This window comes from Solirubrobacter pauli, from assembly GCF_003633755.1.
GTDB lineage: Bacteria > Actinomycetota > Thermoleophilia > Solirubrobacterales > Solirubrobacteraceae > Solirubrobacter > Solirubrobacter pauli.
This window is the reverse complement of sequence record NZ_RBIL01000001.1, coordinates 3,384,136-3,404,997: the sequence shown is the minus strand read 5'-3', so window position 1 is coordinate 3,404,997 and position 20,862 is coordinate 3,384,136. Positions and strand designations below refer to the sequence as shown.

14 protein-coding genes are annotated in these 20,862 nt (G+C 70.9%); 8 read left to right on the top strand and 6 right to left on the bottom strand.

What is annotated here, in order from left to right; translation table 11 throughout:
* Nucleotides 1–14 precede the first annotated feature (14 nt).
* Nucleotides 15–845 (top strand): lysophospholipid acyltransferase family protein, encoded by an 831-nt coding sequence (locus tag C8N24_RS15875; RefSeq protein WP_121251364.1) that lies wholly within the window; start codon nucleotides 15–17, stop codon nucleotides 843–845.
* Between the two features lie 13 nt (nucleotides 846–858).
* On the opposite strand, the gene C8N24_RS15870 is transcribed toward C8N24_RS15875, so the two are convergent.
* Both C8N24_RS15870 and C8N24_RS15865 read right to left on the bottom strand, forming a co-directional pair.
* Nucleotides 859–1,767 carry a DNA glycosylase AlkZ-like family protein gene (locus C8N24_RS15870; RefSeq protein WP_121251362.1) on the bottom strand — a complete coding sequence of 303 codons (909 nt, stop codon included), beginning with the start codon at nucleotides 1,765–1,767 and terminating at the stop codon, nucleotides 859–861.
* Nucleotides 1,760–2,104, bottom strand: a complete 345-nt coding sequence (locus tag C8N24_RS15865; RefSeq protein WP_121251360.1) for an MmcQ/YjbR family DNA-binding protein — start codon at nucleotides 2,102–2,104, stop codon at nucleotides 1,760–1,762. Before C8N24_RS15865 ends, C8N24_RS15870 begins: the two co-directional genes overlap by 8 nt.
* Nucleotides 2,105–2,130: 26 nt before the next feature.
* Here C8N24_RS15865 and C8N24_RS15860 point away from each other — a divergent pair, with 26 nt between their 5' ends.
* Nucleotides 2,131–2,742: a class I SAM-dependent methyltransferase gene (locus C8N24_RS15860; RefSeq protein WP_121251358.1), complete on the top strand. Its 612-nt coding sequence runs from the start codon at nucleotides 2,131–2,133 to the stop codon at nucleotides 2,740–2,742.
* A 60-nt stretch (nucleotides 2,743–2,802) separates the two neighbouring features.
* On the opposite strand, the gene C8N24_RS34670 is transcribed toward C8N24_RS15860, so the two are convergent.
* From C8N24_RS34670 to C8N24_RS15840, 4 genes are all read right to left on the bottom strand, one after another.
* Nucleotides 2,803–8,220: a ThuA domain-containing protein gene (locus C8N24_RS34670; RefSeq protein ID WP_121251356.1), complete on the bottom strand. Its 5,418-nt coding sequence runs from the start codon at nucleotides 8,218–8,220 to the stop codon at nucleotides 2,803–2,805.
* Between the two features lie 12 nt (nucleotides 8,221–8,232).
* Complete coding sequence (locus tag C8N24_RS15850) at nucleotides 8,233–11,664, bottom strand: LamG domain-containing protein (protein WP_170179131.1); 3,432 nt, start codon at nucleotides 11,662–11,664, stop codon at nucleotides 8,233–8,235.
* A gap of 222 nt (nucleotides 11,665–11,886) precedes the next feature.
* Nucleotides 11,887–12,588 carry a FadR/GntR family transcriptional regulator gene (locus tag C8N24_RS15845; protein ID WP_121251351.1) on the bottom strand — a complete coding sequence of 234 codons (702 nt, stop codon included), beginning with the start codon at nucleotides 12,586–12,588 and terminating at the stop codon, nucleotides 11,887–11,889.
* 16 nt (nucleotides 12,589–12,604) lie between these two features.
* Nucleotides 12,605–13,426 carry an amidohydrolase family protein gene (locus tag C8N24_RS15840; RefSeq protein WP_121251349.1) on the bottom strand — a complete coding sequence of 274 codons (822 nt, stop codon included), beginning with the start codon at nucleotides 13,424–13,426 and terminating at the stop codon, nucleotides 12,605–12,607.
* 80 nt (nucleotides 13,427–13,506) lie between these two features.
* On the opposite strand from C8N24_RS15840, the gene C8N24_RS15835 reads away from it, so the two are divergent.
* The 6 genes from C8N24_RS15835 to C8N24_RS15810 are packed head-to-tail and all read left to right on the top strand — an operon-like array spanning nucleotide 13,507 to nucleotide 20,851.
* Nucleotides 13,507–14,817 (top strand): L-fuconate dehydratase, encoded by a 1,311-nt coding sequence (locus C8N24_RS15835; RefSeq protein WP_121251347.1) that lies wholly within the window; start codon nucleotides 13,507–13,509, stop codon nucleotides 14,815–14,817.
* Nucleotides 14,817–15,782: an aldo/keto reductase gene (locus tag C8N24_RS15830; RefSeq protein ID WP_121253253.1), complete on the top strand. Its 966-nt coding sequence runs from the start codon at nucleotides 14,817–14,819 to the stop codon at nucleotides 15,780–15,782. The genes C8N24_RS15835 and C8N24_RS15830 overlap by 1 nt, the downstream gene beginning before the upstream one ends.
* Nucleotides 15,779–17,269, top strand: a complete 1,491-nt coding sequence (locus C8N24_RS15825) for a sugar ABC transporter ATP-binding protein (RefSeq protein ID WP_121251345.1) — start codon at nucleotides 15,779–15,781, stop codon at nucleotides 17,267–17,269. The genes C8N24_RS15830 and C8N24_RS15825 overlap by 4 nt, the downstream gene beginning before the upstream one ends.
* On the top strand, nucleotides 17,266–18,219 hold the full coding sequence (locus tag C8N24_RS15820; RefSeq protein ID WP_121251343.1) for an ABC transporter permease: 954 nt from the start codon (nucleotides 17,266–17,268) through the stop codon (nucleotides 18,217–18,219). Before C8N24_RS15825 ends, C8N24_RS15820 begins: the two co-directional genes overlap by 4 nt.
* Before the next feature lie 24 nt (nucleotides 18,220–18,243).
* Entirely contained in the window at nucleotides 18,244–19,233 is a 990-nt protein-coding gene (locus C8N24_RS15815; protein WP_121251341.1) for an ABC transporter substrate-binding protein, read from the top strand.
* A 10-nt stretch (nucleotides 19,234–19,243) separates the two neighbouring features.
* Nucleotides 19,244–20,851 carry an AMP-binding protein gene (locus C8N24_RS15810; RefSeq protein WP_121251339.1) on the top strand — a complete coding sequence of 536 codons (1,608 nt, stop codon included), beginning with the start codon at nucleotides 19,244–19,246 and terminating at the stop codon, nucleotides 20,849–20,851.
* The last annotated feature ends 11 nt before the right edge of the window (nucleotides 20,852–20,862 follow it).

Here is a 20,862-nt window from a genome sequence, read left to right as displayed (position 1 = left end):
GAATCTACGCGCTTATGGCCCTCACCAACGAAGAGGCGAACGAGCTCTCACGCAAACGCGGCACCTCGTGGGTGTACGAGCTCGCGCGCATCGTCCTCACCCCGATCGCCGCCGTCTGGTACCGCCTGCGGGTCACCGGCGCCGAGTTCGTGCCGGCCGAAGGGCCCGCGATCATCGCGCCCAACCACAAGAGCTTCTACGACTCGTTCTTCATCGGGCTCGCCACCAAGCGACACCTGCACTTCATGGCGAAGACCGAGCTCTTCGAGGGCAAGAAGACCGCGCGCCTGCTGAGCGGGCTCGGCGCGTTCCCCGTGCGCCGCGGCACCGCCGACCCGGACGCGCTGCGGACTGCCCAGGTGCACCTCGAGAAGGGCCGCGTGCTGGCGATGTTCCCTGAAGGCACCCGCCACCGCGACCCCGAGACGCTGCGCGAGCCGCGGCGTGGCGTCGGCCGGCTGGCGATCGAGGCGCAGGCGCCGATCGTCCCGTGCGCGATCACCGGCACCGACAAGCTGTTCGCCTGGGGCTGGTTCCCGAAGCCCGTCAAGGTGCAGGTCAGCTTCGCGCCCGCGATCATGCCCGCGCAGCTGGAGGCCACGCCCGAGGCCGCCCAGGAGCTGATCGAGAACCAGGTGTGGCCGGAGGTCGAGCGCGAGTTCAAGCGGCTGCGCGCGAACCCGGGCCTGATCGCGGCCGTCGTCGCCGCCCTGTCCGCCGCCGGCGGTGGCGTCGCCTACCAGCAGACGCACAAGAAGCAGCCCAAGCGCAAGCAGCTCACCACGAAGGCCAAGCGCGCCGTACCCCGCCGCAAGGGCAAGAAGAAGGGCCCGTTCGGAAGATGAAGGCCCTGGGCCTTTAGAAACGGACGACGCCGCCCCGTCGGGTCCAGGTGCCGACCGCGACGCCGTCTTCGAGGGCGACCGCGCGGATCATGCCCCCGCCGGGATGGACGGCCTTGGCGTGCTCGGCGGGCACCGTGGGTGAGCGGTCCCGCCAGCCGAGCAGGAGCTCGTCGAACGCCGGGATCAGCACGTCGGGGACCGGGCCATCCACGATCGTGGTGGACGCGGGCGGCCGGCAGTCGCGCAGGGGCAGCCCGGACCAGTACGCGAGATCGCGCTCGTCCGCACCCGCGTGGCAGGCGTAGTACCGCCGCGCGAGCTCGTCGAGCGACGCGTCGCGATCAGGCGCGGGCGGCAAGTGGAGGGGGACGACGACGCGCGCGCTGGGCGCGGGCGCCGAGTCGGGCGCGGCGAGGCCGAGCGACGAGCCGGGGACGGCGGTCGCGGCGGGGGACGGGGACGAGCCGGAGGCCGCGGGCGCGGCGGGCGCGCCCGCCGTGAGCGCGACGCGGCCCGTCATCGCCGCGCGGGCGATGATGTGCGGCACGGCCTGGCCGGTCAGGCCGAGCGTCGTGGCGAGCTCGTCGCGCGTGGCCGGGACGGCGCGGACGAGGCGCTCGACGAGCGCGTCCGGGTCGGCCACGCCGAGTTGCGCGAGGCGGCGGTCGCTCGCGGCGGCCCGGCGCGGCGCGAACAGCGGGTGCAGCCAGGCGAGGTCGTCGACGTCGACGAGGTGCAGCGTCGCGCGCATCAGCCAGGTGACGACGAGACCGTCGCGGAAGCCGCCGCCGCGAGCTGCCAGCGCGTACGGCACGCTCGCCACGTCCTGGGCCTGGACGGCGAGGAGGTGGCGCACGACGTCGCCCTCGGCGGGCGCGTGGAGCCATTGGCCGCGGGCGCGCGCCCGCGCGACTTCACCCACCGCGGTCGTAGGCCGCGACCACGCGCTTCGCGGCCTGGATGCGCCAGGCGTCCTCGATCAGCTCGGCGAGCTGCTCGGGCGAGACTGCGTCCAGGCGGACGAGGATGCCGGGCCAGCCGTCGTAGTGGGGCGTCGAGAAGAACACGTCGGGAGAGCCGAGCTTGAGCGCGTCGGCGTCGGCGACGTCCACGCAGCGGACGACCAGCGCGTCCGGGTCGGTGCGCATCCGGCACATGAACTTGCCGCGGACCTTCAGCGAAGGCGTTCCGTAGGACGTGGACTCCTCGCAGCCGGGGAGGCGGGCGGCGATCGCGCGGACGTCGTCCCAGGTCGGCATGCCGCAAGCGTACGCTGCCTCTACCTATGGATGACTTCGAGGCACTGGCGAACGCGGTCGCGCTCGAGGGGCGCACCGTCCTGGACGTGGGCTGCGGCGACGGCGCGTTCGTGCGCGCCCTGCGCGGCGCGGGAGCGGATGCGCTCGGCGTCGACATCGACGTCACGCGCGCCCGGGAGATCGACCCCGAGGGGCGCTACCTGACCGGCGGCGCGCAGGACCTGCCGCTCGACGACCGGTCCGTCGACGTGGCCACGCTGATGCGCAGCCTGCACCACGTGCCGGACCCGCACAGCGCGTTCCCAGAGCTCAGGCGCGTCGTGCGCGACCTGGTCTACATCGCCGAGCCGCTGCCCGTCGGCGCGTTCTTCGAGCTGCTGCGCCCCGTCGACGACGAGACCGCGGTCCGCGCCGAGGCGCAGCGCGCGATCCAGGCGAGTGGCTTCGAGCCGGTGCAGACGATCGAGTACGACGTCGTCCTGCACCTCGACCGGCTCGAGCAGCTGCGGGACCGCGTCCTCGCGGCCGACCCGACCCGGGCCGAGCGCTACGCGCAGGAGGAGGAGAACCTGCGCGAGCGCTTCACGCCCGGCGCCTACCCGATTCCGATGCGGGTGGACATCTTGCGGCCGCGGTAAGGGCTCCGCTCGGGAGCGCCGGCCCGTGCAAGCCGACGCTCCTTCACGGAGGGTCTCCCTTTAGGGAGTCGTGGTCGACAGCGTGAAGACGATGGTCTTCTTGTAGCTGCCGGTCAGCAGCGACTCGGTCGCCGCGATGGTCTGCTTCAGGTCGATCGGCACGGCCCGCGCGCCCACCGGGGTGGTGAACGTGGCGAGCGGCAGCCCAGCAGAGTTGAGGGCGCCGAAGGCACCCGTCCCGGCCTTGAGCTGCAGCGGCTGCTCGAGCGCCTGCGTCCCGTTCACGAGCCGCCCGGTGGCGGTCGCGCTCGGGTCGCGCACCGTCAGGGCCGACGCCGCCGAGCTGGACGTCACGGTCGCCGTCAGCTGACCCGTGTAGTCCTTCGACTGGCCCGGGAGGAACGGGCCGAGCGCGCCGTCGCCCGCGATCGCGAGCGACAGGGTGCCCGGCACGGTGCCGCCGACTTCCACCGGCACCTCGGTCTCCTCACCCGGCCCCTGCGGCGCGACGCCGCAGGCCGCGGACGGGAGCACGCCTGCCGCGATCTCGATGCCGGAGCCCAGGTGCGCCAGGAACCCGGCCTCCTGGAACGTCGCCTGCGTGTGCCCCATGCCCGTGTACCAGGACCGGCCGCCGTCGTAGCGCTGGCACCACGAGATCGGATGGTCGTCATCCGTCGCGTTGCCGTCGTCCTCGGCGTAGGTCGCCTCGTCCATCGTGAGCAGGACGTGCACGCCGGGCGTGCTGCGCGGTGAGTAGTCGTCACCGCTGGAGTTGTCCGGCTTCTTGTAGTTGTACCACTCGTCCGTCCGCGCCCAGCGGGCCGGGAGGCCCTGGGTCGACGGGTCCGTGAGGTCCTCCACGATGACCGTCGCGTTGGGCGTGCCGGCCGGGTGGTTGCGGAAGTACGCGCCCACCAGGCCGCCGTACCAGTGCCAGTCGTACTCGGTGTCGGCGGCCGCGTGGATGCCCACGTAGCCCTTGCCGCTCTTGATGAAGCTCTCGAACGCCGTCTGCTGCGCGGCGTTGAGGACGTCACCCGTCGTCGAGTTGAAGATCACGACGTCGTAGTGCGAGAGCACGTCGGCCGTGAACAGCGACGCGTCCTCGGTGGAGTCGACCTGCCAGCCCTTCGACGCGGCGAGACCCTGGATGGCGGTCACGCCCGCCGGGATCGCGTCGTGCCGGAACCCGCCGGTCTTGGAGAACACCAGCGCGCGGAGCTTCTTCGCCGGATCGTCCGCGGCCAGCACCTGGACCGGGATGTCCCGGGTCGCGGTGCCGCCCTTGCCGTCCGACACGGTCAGCTTCACGGTGCGGTTGCCGGCCGTGGTGAACGTGGTGGACGCGGTCGCGCCCGTCGCGTCGGCCGTGCCGTTGCCGTCGAAGTCCCACGAGTACGTGAGCGCGTCGCCGTTGGCGTCGGTCGCGGCCGCGCTCAGCGCGACCTGCAGCGGGGCGAAGCCCGCCGTCGGCGTGGCCGTCGCGGACGTGAGCACCGGCGGCGTGTTGGCCGAGCCGCCGCAGCCGGTCGACCCGTTGACCTTGAAGTAGTCGAAGGTCGCCGTGCCGCCCGCGCCGTCCACACCCGCGGTGTAGAGGCCGAACTTCATGTCCGCCACCGTGTTGACCACCGGTGCGCCGACGTTCTGCCACGTCGTCCCGTTGAACGACGCCTCGGCCTGGTAGCTCGTGCCCGACTTCGTCAGCCGCAGCCAGATCCCCGTCACGCCCGTGGGCACGTCGAGGTTCGGGCCGTCGGCCGTCGTGCCGGCCATCCGCGACCGGATCTCCATCCGGTTGATCCGCGTGTTGGTCGCGTCGGAGATCGCGTTGAACTTGATGAAGTTCTGGTCGTCCCCGTAGATCAGGATGCCCGCCTGCCGGTACTGGCCGGCGAACGTCCAGGCCGACAGCTTGGTCTCGAGCACGTAGTCCGGCGACGTGTGGTCGGCCGTCTGCAGGATGTAGTTCTTGTTGTTCGCGCCCCCGACGTCGGCCTGCACCATCGTCATCGTCAGGCCGCCGTTCTCCACCTTGTAGAGCGACGTGTCCTCACGCGTGATCGCGTTCCAGCGGGTCTTGTCGAGCGACGTGCCGGTGAACTCGTCACCCGCGCCACCGCCACCGCCACCCGGCGTGGTCAGGGTGAACCAGTCGAACTCGGACGTGACCGCGGTCGCGGCCGCGTTGCCGAGCGAGAACATGCCGACGCGCACGGTGCCCGTCGGCAGGTCGGCCGGGCGGCCCACCAGCGTCCAATCGGTGCCGTTCGTCGACTGGTAGCCGCGGATCTGCGCCCCGTCGGACTCGATCTTCATGAAGAAGTCCTGCGGGTAGCCGGCCCCGAGCTGTCCGCCCGAGTCCTCCGACGTGTTGCGCGGGTTCCCGGCCACCTCGTTGATGAACTCGAAGTGCTCGGTCACCGGGTTGCCGGCGGTGTTGTCGGCCAGGCGATCGAACTTCGTGTAGTTGTCGTCGTCGCCGTAGACGATCAGGCCCGCCTGGTGGTACTGGCGGTCGCCGCTGTGCTTGACCTTCGTGGTGACCGTCCACGGGCCGGCCGGCGCCGCACGCAGGACGATGTTCTTGGCGTTGTTGTCGCCGCCGTAGACGTCGCCCTGGGCGGTCGGGATCTTCAGCGTGCCGCCGGAGACCACGAGGCCCTGGTCACGCCGGACCACGTCCCAGCCCGCGCCGAGGTCGGTGCCGTCGAAGTCGTCGCGGTACTGCGTGCCGCACCCGGCGGGCGCGGTGACGCGGATCGCGAACGTCTTCACCGTCGTGCCGCCCTGGCCGTCGGTGACCGTCAGCGTGGCGGTGTAGTTGCCCTGGTTGGCGTAGGTGTAGCTCGGCGAGGCGGCCGTCGACGTGTCCGTCGTCGTGCCGGGCACGCCGAAGTCCCACGCGTAGGCCAGCGTGCCGCCGTCCGGGTCGGTCGCGGTCGTCTCGAACTTGACCGGGAGCGGCGCGGCGCCCGTCAGCGGCGTCGCCGTCGACGTCACGTCCGGAGCCGCCGTCTGCGCGGCGCCCTTGCCGACGAAGTCGATCCAGTTGATGTTCAGGAGCGACGCCGTCTGGCCCGGGTTGCGGGTGATGACGAACAGCTCGTGGGTCCCCGCGGGCACGTTCGTCAACGGCAGCGAGACGTTCTTGTACGTCTGCCAGTTGCCGGTCGGCGTGATCATCGCCGTCTTGCCCAGCAGCGGGCCGGTCGGCGAGTCGTAGCGCAGCTCGATCGTGCCGCCCGGGCCGGCGCTCGCGACCCGGAAGCGGGCCTCGGAGATGTCGGTCAGGTTGAACGGCTTGTAGGACGTGTAGTCGCCGTCCTCGATGAAGCCGATGTTCGAGCCGCCGCCCTCGACGTCGGTCGTGGTCTCCGTCTGCACGCCGGCGGTGCCGCCGGTCGTCCCGTCCGGCACGCGGCCGGTCGAGGCGAAGAACTCGGCCTGCTTCTGCTTGGGCTGCAGGATCGCCTCGGCGCGACCGGTCAGCGCGAGCGCGCCGCCCTTGTCGGTGTAGCTGACCGAGATGACCGTGAACGTGTTGGCCTCGGGGCCGTGGCCGGCGGCCAGGCCGGAGCTCAACGTGCCCTCGCAGCCCTGCGCGCTCGACAGGTCGTGCGCGTGCTCGTCATGGCCGAGCGAGATCTTCACCGTCAGCTGCGAGCAGTCGATGCCGGAGCCGGTCGAGCCGTCCTCCGGGTCGGTGACGGTGACCTTGTACGGGATCTTGTCCGTGAAGGACGCGAGCTTGCCGTTGAGCGGCGTCTCGATCGTCACCGTCGGCGCGCGGTTGCCGACCGTGATCAGGATGTTCTCGACGGCGCTCAGGCCGCCCGCGTCACGCACGGTCAGCTTGGCCGTGTAGGCGCCGTTGGTCGCGTAGGTGTGCGCCGGGTTGGCCGCGGTCGAGTCGACCGTGCCGTCGGAGTCGAAGTCCCAGGCGTAGGTGATCGCCTCGCCCTCGGGGTCCTTGGAGCCGGTCGAGTTGAACTGCACCGCCAGCGGCGCGAGGCCGTTGGTGACGGAGGCCGTGGCTTCCGCGATCGGGGCCTTGTTGCCGGCGACGTAGTCGATCCGGTAGACGCCCGAGTCGGCGTTGTCGCCACCGAAGCCGGAGCCCCACTCGATCACGTACAGCGCGCCGTCCGGACCGAAGTCGAGGTCCATCGGCCGCTTGTAGCCGGTGCCGAGGGCGAACGGGTCGACCGCGGTCATCGCGCCGGTCGGGCCGAGGTCGGCGGTCTTGATCCAGCCGTTGTTCCACTCGGCGATGAACCACTTGTCGTCGTAGAACGCCGGGAACTTGCGGTCCGAGTCCAGGTTCGGGTCGAAGTGGTAGCGGGGGCCGCCCATCGGCGCGCCGCCCGTGCCGAGGTTCGGCCGGAACCGCGGGTCGGTGTCGCTGAAGCCCATCCACGCGGACGCGGGCTGCGCGGGCGGGAGGTCCGTCAGGCCCGTGTTGTTGGGCGAGTCGTTCTTGAGGTTCGCGCAGTCGAACTTGGCGCCGGACTGCGAGGTCTCGAAGTTGTAGTCGTTGTACTGCACGTTGTCGCGGATGCAGTACGGCCAGCCATAGTTGCCGGCCTGGGGCACGACGTTGAACTCGACCGAGCCCTGCGGGCCGCGGTTGGCGTTCGCCGTACCCGCGTCCGGGCCGTAGTCGCCGCTCAGGACCCAGCCGGTCTCTTGGTCGACCGTGATCCGGAACGGGTTGCGGAAGCCCATGGCGAAGATCTCGGGCCGCGTCTTGTCGACGCCCGCCGCGAACAGGTTCCCGGGCGGCACCGTGTACGTGTTGCCGAGGCCGGGCGTGCCGGTCGGGTTCTCGACCGGCTTGATCCGCAGGATCTTGCCGTTGAGGTCGTTGGTGTTGGCCGACGTGCGCTGCGCGTCCCACGCGGAGCGGCCGGAGCGCTCGTCGATCGGGTTGTAGCCGCCCGAGTCGAACGGGTTCGTGTTGTCGCCCGTGGAGATGAACAGGCTCCCGTCGGGACCGAAGGACATCGAGCCGGACGAGTGGCAGCACTGCCCACGCTGGTGGGTGAACGTGAGGATCTTCTGCTCGGACGCGAGGTCGAGCGTGTCGCCGTTGACCTTGAAGCGGGCGACCACCTGCGTGTTCGAGCTGTCGGGCAGCTGCGAGTAGAAGAGGTAGACCCACTTCGACGTCGCGAAGTCCGGGGCGAGCTGGAGGCCGAGCAGGCCGTTCTCCTGGCTGCGGGTGACGGGCACCGTGCCCGCTGTGAGCGTCTGCTGCGTGTTCGGCTTCCAGATCATCAGCCGTCCATCGCGCTCGATGTAGAAGACGCGCCCGTCCGGGGCGATGTCCAGCTCCATCGGGTTCTGCGTGTTGTCGTCCAGCGTGACCTTCTGGAAGTCACCCGCGACCGGCGTCTGCGCGCCGGCCGCGGCCGTCCAGCAAAGGCACGAGAGGACCGCGGCGATGACCGCCGCGACCGTCCTGAGACCCAATTCCCTCTCCCCCTACGGTGTCGTCGTCGAAAGCGTGAACGTGAGCGTCTTGCCGTACGCGCCCGTGTGCAGCCCGTCCGTCGCGGCGATCGGCTGCTTGAGCGCGATCGCGACGGCGTCGAGGCTCTTCGGGCCCGTGTAGCTGACGAGCGGTGTGGGTGCGCTCGCGCCCCCCACGGGCGCGAACGCACCGGCCCCCGCCCGGACCTGCAAGGCCTGCGGGAGCACGTAGCTGCCCTGCACGAGGTGCCCGGGTGCCGTCGCGGACGCGTCGTGCACGGTCAGCGCCGCGTTCGGCGCGGTGCTCGTGACGGTGGCGTCCAGCGTCGCCGTGTAGTCGGCGGTGACGCCGGGCTTGAACGTGCCGAGGTTGGCGGTCGCCTGGTTGAAGGCGAGCGACAGGACCTGCGGCACGGAGCCGCTGATCTCGGTCTCCGCGGTCACCGACTCACCCGGGGCCGTGAACGCCAGCGCCTGCCAGCGCCCGCGGTCCTCGGCGCCGAGCGCCTTGGTGAACATCGCCGTGCGGTCGACCTCGGCGCTGATGCGCTGGCCGCCGCCCTGGTCGGCGCCGATCCGCAGCTCCGCCGGCGCGCAGCCGTCGATCGCCAGGTTCGGGATCGAGCCGCCGCCGACGCGGGTGCCGTCGACGTAGACGTCGATCTCACCCGACCGCGACGCGGTGATGACCAGGTTGATGAAGCGCCCGGTCGGCAGCACGGCGTTGGTGGTGACGCCCACGCCCGAGGTGATGATGCGCACCTGGCCGCTGGGCGTGAGGTCGATCAGGAAGCCGACGCTGTCGCCGCCGCTGGGCGTCTTCCAGTCCCAGATCCGGCGGTACGAGTTGGACGCGTTGATCTTGATCTCCGCCGCCCAGGTGGCCTCGCGCAGGTAGCCGAGCGTGGCAACACCGTTCGTGCGCAGGTAGCGCGGACCGTCGATGCTCGCGCTCGAGCCGGTCGGGCCCGTGGCGAGGTAGCTGGCGGCGCCGCCGGCCCAGACGCCGTCACGGTCGTAGCCGGACGCGTCGTCGATGGTGTTCCCCGAGGACGGGTCCCAGGCGAACAGCGGCGTCTGCGTCGGCGTCGGGCACGGGCCGGGCGGCTCGTAGCCGGGGACGTCGATGCCGATCCGCGCGTTCGAGCCCGCCAGGTGGCGCGCCTCGGTCGGCGCGGCGCCGGTGAGGACCGCCGTCGGCAGCGCGCTGGTCGGCGCGCTCGGGCGCTGGATCAGGTACGTGCCGTTGGCGGCCGCGGGGAGCGTGATGAGCGCCGCGGTGGTCGCCGGCACGACGACCGTGCCGGGGCTCGAGCCGGAGACGATCTGCGCCTCCTGGCCGGGCCACGGGTTCTTGATCCGGATGCTGCGCGCGGCCGGGCCGTTGACGAGCGCCGCCGTGGTGACCGCGCCCTCCTGCACCTGGACGCTGATCTTCGAGCGGTGCTGCAGGAACACGGTGCCTTCGGCGGTCCAGCCCGGCGGCACCGCGGGCGCGATGCGCACGATCCCGTCGAAGTCGGTCGCGAGCGCCTCGTTGATCGCCAGCGCCGTCACGCCCGCGTGCTCGTCGTAGGTGTTGGTCGCGCCGGTCGGGCCGAGATTGGCCAGGCCGTTGGAGAAGATCTGGTAGGAGCTCGTGGTCGCGCGCAGGCGCGCGGCGACCTCAGGCCCGTTGTGCAGCCGCGCGGCGTCGACCGCGTCCAGGCTCCAGTCGTTGGCGTTGACGAAGCGGCGCGTGGCGTAGCTCGCCTTGGCCAGCTCGAACTCCGCCGGCGTTTGGTCGGTCACCGTGTTGAACGGGAAGACCGTCTCCAGGTCCAGGTTCTCGACGTTGCGCAGCTGGGCGAGCGGCTGCGCCGAGTAGGCGAACGCGGTCTGGCCGTTGCGCGTCTCGGTCGGCAGATCGAGGATCTTCGGGATCGCGGCCTGCAGCTGCGTGACGAGCGCCGCGTCCTGGCCGAGCAGCGTCGCCGCTTCGACCACGATCGGGAACAGGGTCTTCATCGCGAGCCGGTCGGTGATCGGGTCGCTGACGTCCCACTGCGTCTCGTGCGCGTTCGACGGCGAGGTGTGCAGCTTGCCGTCCGCGCCCTCGACCGCGTAGGCGAGCAGGAAGCGCGCCGCGTCGGCCATGAACGGGTAGTTGCGCTCGAGGAACGTGCGGTCGTCGGTCGCCAGGTAGTGGCGCCACATCGACAGGCTGACGTTCGCGCCGGTGGTCAGGTTGCGGCGGTTCCACTCCGGCGGGCCGGCCGCGATGCAGCTCGGGTTGCCGTCGTCGGTGCCCGTGTACCAGCCGGTGCCGTCGAAGCGCATCGTCTCCGGGACGCAGATGCCCGGGCGGCCGCCCATGCGCTCCGTCGTCCACTTGCGGATGTTCTCGAGGTTGTCGCGGTAGAGCCGGTAGCGCGGGAGGTTCGCGTCGGTGTTGCCCGCGCCCATGTTGGCCGCGAGGTGCATGCGCATGTTCCAGTGCCAGTAGTGGCCACCGCCCCAGCCCTGCGAGTCGCGGCTGAAGTTGAACAGCGGGTTGGTGCCCGCCTGACCGGTCGGGAACTCACCGCGCTCGGAGGCGCCCTGCACGTACAGGAAGATCGTGCGGAGGTTCTCCATGTAGTCCGCGGTGCCGTCGGCGGACTGCAGGCGGATCAGCCCGACCTTGTTCCAGTACTGCTGCCACCACGCGAGGTGCGCGGTGCGCAGGTTGCCGGTCGTGTCGGAGCCGAGCACGCCGGCGGCCGCGGCCTGCGCGTCGCCGCCGTTGTAGCTCGGCGAGCCGATCAGCACGCGGAACGTGCCGTCGGCGTTGGGCTTGAAGCTCACCTCGACCGTGCGCGCGTCGACCACGCGGGCGCTGACCTCGCGCCCGCCAGCGGTGACCGCCGCGAGCGAGCCGAAGGTCTTGCCGGTGCCGCCGGTGAACGAGCCGGTGTCCACCCACGTCTCCGCGAGCCGGGCGATGCCGTCGCTCGCGCCCGCGGTGGGGTTGCGGCCGCTCTGCAGGTTGATCCGCGCGGTCTGCGTGGAGTTGGGGTCCGCGCCGGTGACGTCGACCACGAGCTGGTCCTTGTCCGCGCGGACGTAGGTGGTGGCGGTCATGCCGCCGCCCGACTGGCGGAAGGTGGCGTCGTACAGGTCGACGCTGCCGCGGTAGTCGGCGGCGTTCGTCAGCGGCGCGAGGCCGGGGATCGTGACCTGGCCGGGCGACTTGCGCGTCGGCCAGGTGTCGCCCCGGTTCAACTGGGCGGTGAAGCCGCCCGCGCCCCAGACGGCGGCGCCGAACGTGCCGTTGCCCAGCGGCATCAGCTGGTTCGCCTGCAGCGGCGGTGATCCGAGGACGATGTTCGCGCGGCGCACGACGTTCGGCGTGTCCACGCGGAAGGCGTTGTCCACCCATGCGGTGCTCGGCGCGGCCGAGACGCTCGGCGGCGCGATGACCATCCCTGTCAATCCAGCGACCAGCAACGCCGCGGCGCGGCGTGGGGCTCTCCTCCCCGACATCAGAACTCTCCTCTAGGTGCGACCGGTTTGAACGGCCGCGCAACTATTCACCCAGCCGAGTCAGATGTCAAGCAGAGATCCGATGTTTCCGGTCGAAACCGGTTTCGGCGCGAACTTCTTCGCGACCCGGACGCGCAATGGTGGGAGGTCTGGCGAGTCCGACTAGGCTGCGAGCGCGTCGGGCTCGGTCTCGTCGAGCGCGGTCTCGAGCCACGCCTCGACGCCGGCGATGTGCGCGGTGGCCACCGCGCGGGCGACGTCCGGGCGATGGTGCGCGAGCGCGTCGTAGAGCGCCGCGTGCTGCGCCTTGGTCTGCGCGATGGCGTTGGCCTGGGTGACGCCCCGCCACACGCGGGTGCGGCTCATCGGCGTCGAGAACGAGTCGAGCACGGACGCCAGGACCGGGTTGCGCGACGCCGCGCCGATCAGCCGGTGGAAGCGCAGGTCGTTGGCCACGAACGCCTCGACCGTGTCGCAGGCGTCCATCTCCTCGACGATCGAGTGCAGCTCGACGAGCTCCTCGTCGGTGATGTACTGCGCCGCCAGCGCCGCGACCGCCGCCTCGAGGATGCGGCGCACCTCGAGCACGTGCAGCAGCGTGCGGTCCTGGTGGAAGTCGGCCATGAACGTCAAGGGCTCGAGCAGCATGCTCGGCTCCAGGCTCGTCACGTACGTGCCGTCGCCCTGGCGCGCCTCGAGGATGTTGGCGAGCGTCAGGGCGCGTACGGCTTCGCGCAAGGAGTTGCGGGAGATGCCGAGGCGGGCGGCGAGGTCGGCCTCCTTGGGCAGCCGGGCTCCCGCGGCCAACTCGCCGCGGATGATCATCGCCTTGATGTCGTCGATCGCTCGCTGGGTGACGCTCACGTGGTGCTCCTTTGGCTCAGGCCAGCGTATAGGTCCGACGACACGTTTCACCAAAGATCTGCGCGCGCTCCGCCGCGCTCAGGCTCGCGGTCAGCGCCTCCGCCGCCTCGACCACCTCGTCGTAGCTCGCCGCGAGCGTGCAGACCGGCCAGTCCGAGCCGAACAGCAGCCGCTCCGGGCCGAACGCCTCGAGCACCACCTCGAAGTAGGGCGCGAGGTCGGCGACGGTCCACGTGGACCAGTCGGCCTCGGTGACCATGCCGGAGAGCTTGCAGCTGACGTGCTCGTGCTGGGCCAGCGCGCGGACGTCGCTCGCCCACGGCTCGAGCTCGCCGTTCGCGATCGGCGGCTTGGAGAGGTGGTCGACGACGAAGACGAGGTCGTCGAGCGCCCAGGCGGTCTCGATCGCGGCCGGCAGCTGCGGCGGGAGCGTGAGCAGGTCATAGACGAGGCCGGCGTCGGCGACGGCCCGCAGCCCGCGCCGCACGTCGTCACGGCAGAGCCAGCGCGGGTCCGGCTCGCCCTGCACCTGATGGCGGATGCCCACGAGCCAGTCGCTGCGCAGCTCCGCGAGCCGGTCGCCCACGTCCGGCGCCGTGAGGTCGACCCAGCCGACCACCCCCGCGATCAGCTCGTGCTCGGCCGCGAGGGCCAGCAGCTCCGGCGTCTCCTCGGGCTCCGTGACGGTCTGCACCAGCACCGTGGCGTCGAACCCCCGTGCGACCGCCGCGAGCTCGTCCACGCCGAACGAGCGCCGAAGCGGCGAAGCGGGGTCGATCCACGGCTGGTCCCGCACCTCGAGGTTCCATAGGTGATGATGGGCGTCAGCGCGAAACATCCAATGACCTCGGCGAGCATACTCGCTTGACAGCGCAGTCATCCGATGATTTTCTGCCACCCGTGGCCACCAAACATCCCATGTTTCCGGCCGTCATCACGTCGCTCGAGACGTTCGACGTCCGCTTCCCCACGTCCCTCCAGCTCGACGGCTCGGACGCGATGAACCCGGACCCGGACTACTCCGCGGCCTACGTGGTGATCGGCACCGACGCCGGAGACGGGCTCGAAGGCCACGGGTTCGCGTTCACGATCGGGCGCGGCAACGACGTGCAGGTGGCGGCGATCCGCGCGCTCGAGCCGTTCGTGCTCGGCGCGTCGATCGACGACATCGGGGACGTCTGGCGCCGGCTCGTGCACGACTCGCACCTGCGCTGGCTCGGCCCGGAGAAGGGCGTCATGCACATGGCGATCTCCGCCGTGGTCAACGCGCTCTGGGACCTGGCGGCCAAGCGTGCCGAGAAGCCGCTGTGGCGGCTGCTCGCCGACATGGAGCCGGAGGCGCTCGTCGACCTCGTCGACTTCCGCTATCTCACGGACGCGCTGACCCGCGAGGAGGCGCTGGAGATCCTGCAGCGCGCGCGGGCCGGCCGCGAGGAGCGTGCCGCGCAGCTGCTGCGCGACGGCTACCCCGCCTACACGACCACACCCGGCTGGCTCGGCTACTCGGACGCGAAGCTCACGCGGCTCTGCCAGGAGGCGCTCGCCGCCGGGTACGAGCAGATCAAGCTCAAGGTCGGCGCGAACCTGGAGGACGACGTCCGCCGGCTGCGCATCGCGCGCGCCGTCTGCGGCCCGGAGATCCGGATCGCGGTCGACGCCAACCAGCGCTGGGACGTCGACGACGCGATCCGCTGGATCCACGCGCTCGAGCCGTACGCCCCGTACTGGATCGAGGAGCCCACCAGCCCCGACGACGTGCTCGGCCACGCGACGATCCGCCACGCGGTGCGCCCGATCAAGGTCGCCACCGGCGAGCACGTGCAGAACCGCGTCGTGTTCAAGCAGCTGATGCAGGCGCGCGCGATCGACGTCGTGCAGATCGACGCCGCGCGGGTCGCGGGCGTCAACGAGAACCTGGCGATCCTGCTGCTGGCCGCGAAGTTCGGCCTGCCCGTGTGCCCACACGCGGGCGGCGTGGGCCTGTGCGAGCTCGTCCAGCACCTGGCGATGTTCGACTTCGTCGCCGTCTCTGGCAGCCTCGACGGCCGCGTGATCGAGTACGTCGACCACCTGCACGAGCACTTCCTCGACCCGGTCGTGGTCGAGCGCGCACGCTACCGCGCGCCGACCGCATCTGGCTTCTCGTCGCAGATGTCGACCGAGGCGATCGCCGCCCACCGCTACCCGGGCGGGACCGTGTGGACGCGACCGCAGCCGTCGCACGCATGATGCGACCGCTGGGTCGCGGAGGTCTGGAGGTCGGACCGCTCGCCTTCGGGTCGGCGCCGATCGGCAACCTCGGCCGCGTCGTCCCCGACGACGAGTGGCCGGGCGCGCCGGCGGCGGCGCTCGAGCACGGCGTGCGCTACTTCGACACCGCGCCGCACTACGGGCTCGGGCTCGCCGAGCAGCGGCTCGGCGCCTCCCTCCCGCGCGACTGCGTCATCTCCACGAAGGTCGGGCGCGTCCTCGTCCCCGGTCCCGGCGACGGCATGGACGACGAGGGCTACGTCGTCCCGACCACCCGGGTGCGCGTGCGCGACTACAGCCGCGACGGCGTGCTGCGCTCGCTCGAGGCGAGCCTGGAGCGCCTCGGCCGCGACCGCGTCGACATCCTCTTCGTCCACGATCCCGACGAGCACCACCGCGAGGCGCTCGAGGGCGCGTTCCCCGCGCTCGAGGAGCTCAGGTCACAGGGCGTGATCTCCTCATACGGTGCCGGCATGAACCAGAGCGAGATGCTCGCGGACTTCGTGCGCGAGACCGACCTCGACGTGCTGATGCTGGCCGGCCGGTACACGCTGCTCGAGCAGGGCGCGCTCGACGACCTACTGCCCGAGTGCGAGCGCCGCGGCGTGTCCGTGGTCGCCGCGGGCGTCTTCAACTCCGGGCTTCTCGCGCGCGCACGCCCGCGTGAGGACGTGACCTACAACTACGAGCCGGCGCCGCCGGAGATCCTCGCGCGCGTGCACCGGATCGCCGACGTGCTCGAGCGCCACGGCACGACGCTGCCGGTCGCGGCCGCGCAGTTCGCGCTCGCCCACCCGGCCGTCGCGACGGTCTGCCTCGGGGCGCGCAACCGCGCGCAGGTGGAGCGCAACGCCGCGCTCTTCGACACGCCCGTGCCCGCCGCCGCGTGGGAGGAGCTCGTCGCCGAGGGCCTGCTGCGCGAGACCGCGCCGGTGCCGGCATGAACCTGCTCGAGGTCAAGGGCGTCAGCAAGGCGTTCCCGGGCGTGAAGGCGCTCGAGGACATGCACCTCGACGTACGCGCGGGCGAGGTGCTCGGCCTCGTGGGCGAGAACGGCGCGGGCAAGTCGACGCTGATGAAGCTGCTGTCGGGGATCTACGAGGTCGACGCGGGCGTGTTCACGTTCGCGGGCGAGCGCTACGAGCCGACATCGGCCAAGCACGCGCTCGAGCTCGGCATCAGCATCATCCACCAGGAGTTCAACCTGATGCCCGACCTCACGGTCGCGCAGAACCTGTTCATCGGGCGCGAGGGTGGGTTCTTCACGAGCGAGCGGGCGCTCAACGCGCGGGCGCAGGCGCTGATCGAGCGCCTGCACCTGCCGCTCGAGCCCAAGCAGCTCGTCGGCGACCTCACGGTGGCCAAGCAGCAGATGGTGGAGATCGGCAAGGCGCTGTCCTACGACGCGCGGCTGCTGATCATGGACGAGCCGACCGCGGCGCTCAACGACGCCGAGGTCGAGGTGCTGCACGACCTCATCCGCCGGTTCGTCACGCCCGGCACCGGCGTGATCTACATCTCGCACCGCATGGACGAGCTGCGCCGGATCGCCGACCGCATCACGGTCATCCGCGACGGCCGTTACGTCGGCACGCGCGAGACCGCCGAGACGACCATGCGGGACGTCATCGCGATGATGGTCGGTCGCGAGCTCGACATGGACGCCCAGCCGGTCGGCGTGCGCGAGGACCGCGAGGTCGTGCTGTCGGTCGAAGGGCTCAGCACCAAGGACCTGCTGCGGGACGTCAGCTTCGAGCTGCGCAAGGGCGAGATCCTCGGCTTCGCCGGCCTGATGGGCGCCGGGCGGACGGAGGTCGCGCGCGCGGTCGTCGGTGCCGACCGGACCGACGGCGGCACGATCCGGCTGCACGGGCGCGAGGTCAAGATCGCCAACCCGGCGGACGCGGCGCGCCACCGGATCGGCTACCTGTCCGAGGACCGCAAGCGCTACGGGCTCCTGCTCGAGCAGGAGGTCGGCGCCAACGTCGGCCTCAGCGCGCTGGCCGAGCGCTTCCAGTCCTGGGGCTTCGTCAAGGACAAGGCGATGCGCGCGACCGCCCGCGAGTACGTGGACACGCTGCGCATCAAGACGCCGTCGGTCAAGCAGACGGCCAAGAACCTCTCCGGTGGCAACCAGCAGAAGGTGGTGATCGCGAAATGGCTCGTGAAGGACTGCGACATCCTGATCTTCGACGAGCCGACGCGGGGGATCGACGTGGGCGCCAAGGAGGAGATCTACCGGCTGCTGAACCAGCTGGCGGAGAGCGGCAAGTCGATCGTGATGATCTCGTCGGAGCTGCCGGAGATCCTGCGGATGTCGCATCGGATCGTGGTCATGAGCGAGGGCCGCGTGACGGGAACGCTGGACGCTTCGGACGCGACGCAGGAGCAGGTCATGCACCTCGCGACTCAGCGACGGGTCGCGGCGTGAGCGCGGTCCGCGACCGGCTGCAGCAGTTCCTCGCGTTCGGGTCGCTGATCGCGATCTTCCTGTTCTTCTCGATCGCGAGCTCGAGCTTCCTGAACTACTCGAACGTCACGTCGATCCTGTTCTCGACGGTCGTGATCGGCCTGCTCGCGCTCGGCACCACGTTCGTGATCATCACGAGCGGGATCGACCTGTCGATCGGCACCGGGATGACGCTGTGCGCGGTCATGTCCGGCGTGCTGATCGTCAACACCGGGCTGCCCGTGTGGCTGGGCGTGCTGGGCACGATCCTGTTCGGGGGCCTGATCGGCTTCGTGAACGGGTTCAACGTCTCGTTCCTCGGCATCCCGCCGTTCATCGCGACGCTGGCGATGATGCTCGTGGCGCAAGGGCTCGCGCTCGTCATCTCCGACAGCACGCCGATCTACTTCAACGACGAGCCCGGCTACATCGCGATCTCGACCGGCCACCTGCTCGGGGTCGACTTCCCGAACGCCGTGCTCGTGCTCGCGGTGGCCACGGTGATCGCCGCCGTGGTGCTCAACCGGACGATCCTCGGGCGCTACACGTACTCGATCGGCTCCAACGAGGAGGCGACCGCGCTGTCGGGGATCAGCGTGCGCAAGTGGAAGCTGGCCATCTACACGCTGGCCGGGCTCTTCACCGGGCTCGCCGGCGTGATGATCTCCGCGCGGCTGGCGTCCGCGCAGCCCGGCACGGGCATCGGCTACGAGCTGCAGGCCATCGCCGCCGTGGTGATCGGCGGCACCTCGTTGGCCGGCGGCAAGGGCTCGATCGTCGGCACGCTGATCGGCGCGCTGATCATCTCCGTCCTCAACAACGGCCTGCAGATCATGTCGATCCCCCAGGAGTGGCAGAACGTGATCCTTGGGGCCGTGATCCTCGTCGCCGTCTACGCCGACATGGCGCGCAAGCGCAGCAGCACTGTGTGAATCACAAGCTAGGGGAGAGAACTCATGGGCAAGTGGCTGATGGTGTGCGCGGCGAGCCTCGCGTTGGGCTTCGCGGCGTGCGGTGACGACGGTGGGGAGACGACCGGCGGCGCGTCCGCGGGCGGCGGTGGTGGTGGAGGCGGTGAGCAGCCGTACATCGCCATCGTGTCGAAGGGCTTCCAGCACCAGTTCTGGCAGGCGGTCAAGCAGGGCGCCGAGGACGAGGCGAAGGCCAAGGGCGCGAAGATCACGTTCGAGGGCCCGCCGACCGAGCAGGACATCGAGCAGCAGGTCACGATGCTCACCAACGCGATCCAGAAGAAGCCGGCCGCGATCGGCTTCGCCGCGCTGGACTCGAAGGCGAGCGCGCCGCTGATGGAGCAGGCCAAGTCGGCGAACATCCCGGTGATCGCGTTCGACTCCGGCGTGGAGTCCGACGTGCCGGTGACGACCGCCGCGACGGACAACAAGGCCGCGGCCGCCGAGGCCGCCAAGCACATGTCCGAGCTGATCGGCGGCAAGGGCAAGGTCGCCCTCGTGGTGCACGACCAGACGTCGCGCACGGGCATCGAGCGCCGTGACGGCTTCGTCGAGTGGATGAAGGCCAACGCGCCGGACGTCGAGCTGCTGCCGGTGCAGTACGGCGCGGGCGACCAGGCCAAGTCGGCTGACATCGCGAAGTCGATCATCCAGGCCAACCCCGACCTCAAGGGCTTCTACGGCGCGAACGAGGGCTCGGCCATCGGCGTCGTCAAGGGCGTCGAGGAGAGCGGCAAGAAGGGCATCACGATCGTCGGCTTCGACTCCGGCAAGGCGCAGATGGACGCGATCCGCAGCGGCGTGATGGCCGGCGCGATCACGCAGAACCCGGTCGGCATGGGCAAGCAGCTGGTCGACAGCGCGCTGGCCGCGATCAACGGCGAGCAGCAGCCGAAGGTGATCGACACGGGCTTCTACTGGTACGACAAGACGAACATCGACGACCCGAAGATCGCCGCCGTCCTGTACGAGTAGCCTCTGCGCCATGAAGGCGCTGCGGGACCTGCTGCTTCAGCATCGGGACGACTACGAAGCCGCTCGGGCCGCGTTCGCGTGGCCCGAGCTGGACGAGTTCAACTGGGCGCTCGACTGGTTCGACCCGTTCGCACGGGGGAACGCGGCGCCCGGGCTGCTGGTGGTGGAAGGCGACGGGTCGTCGGAGGTCCTGAGCTTCGACGACCTGGCGCGGCGGTCCGACGGACGCGCCGCCTGGCTGCGCTCGATCGGCGTGGCCCGCGGCGACCGGATCGTGCTGATGCTCGGCAACCAGGTCGAGCTCTGGGAGTCGATGCTCGCGGCGATCAAGCTCGGCGCGGTCATCATCCCGGCCACCACCCTGCTGGCCGAGGCGGACCTGCGGGACCGGATCGAGCGCGGCCGGGCCAAGCACGTGATCGTGCGCGCGGCCGACACCGGCAAGTGGGACGGCGTCGCCGGCGACTACACGCGGATCGCCGTGGGGGGCGACGTCGACGGGTGGCGCTCGTACGGCTCCGCGGACGGATTCGTCGCCGAGGGCGTGACGCGCGCGTCCGACACGCTGCTGCTGTACTTCACGAGCGGCACGACGGCCAAGCCGAAGCTCGTCGAGCACACGCACGCGTCGTATCCGGTCGGCCACCTGTCGACGATGTACTGGCTCGGGTTGCAGCCGGGCGACGTGCACCTGAACCTCTCGTCGCCGGGCTGGGCCAAGCACGCGTGGAGCAACGTCTTCGCGCCGTGGCTCGCGGGCGCGACCGTGGCGATCTTCAACTACGAGCGCTTCGACGCCGCCGCGCTGCTGCGCGTGATCGCCAAGCACGACGTGAGCACGTTCTGCGCCCCGCCGACGGTCTGGCGCATGCTGATCCAGGCCGATCTGGGCTCCAGGCCGGCGGCGCTGCGCGAGGTGGTCGGCGCGGGCGAGCCGCTGAACCCCGAGGTCATCGAGCAGGTCCAGCGCCGCTGGGGCCTCACGCTCCGCGACGGCTACGGCCAGACCGAGACGACGGCGATGATCGGCAACACGCCCGGCCAGCCGCTCAAGCCCGGCTCGATGGGTCGGCCGCTACCCGGCTACGACATCGTCCTCGTGGAGGGCGAGATCTGCCTGCCACTCGACAACCGCCCGCTCGGCCTGATGGTCGGCTACCGCGACGACGACGAGCGCACCTCCGAGGCGATGCGCGACGGCTACTACCACACCGGTGACGTCGCCACCCAGGACGAGGACGGCTACATCACCTACGTCGGCCGCACCGACGACGTCTTCAAGGCGAGCGACTACCGCATCTCGCCCTTCGAGCTCGAGTCGGTGCTGATCGAGCACGAGGCGGTCGCCGAGGCGGCGGTCGTGCCGTTCCCGGACCCGGTGCGCCTCGCCGTGCCGAAGGCGTACGTCGTGCTGGCCGCCGGCCACGAGCCGACGCGGGAGACCGCCCTGGCGATCATGCGCCACTGCCGCGAGCACCTCGCGCCGTACAAGCGCGTCCGCCGGATCGAGTTCGCCGAGCTGCCCAAGACGATCTCCGGCAAGATCCGCCGCGTCGAGCTGCGCGAACGCGCCGAGGGCGGCTGGTCGGAGGCCGACTTCCCGGAGCTCCGAGCTTAAACGTCCAGGAC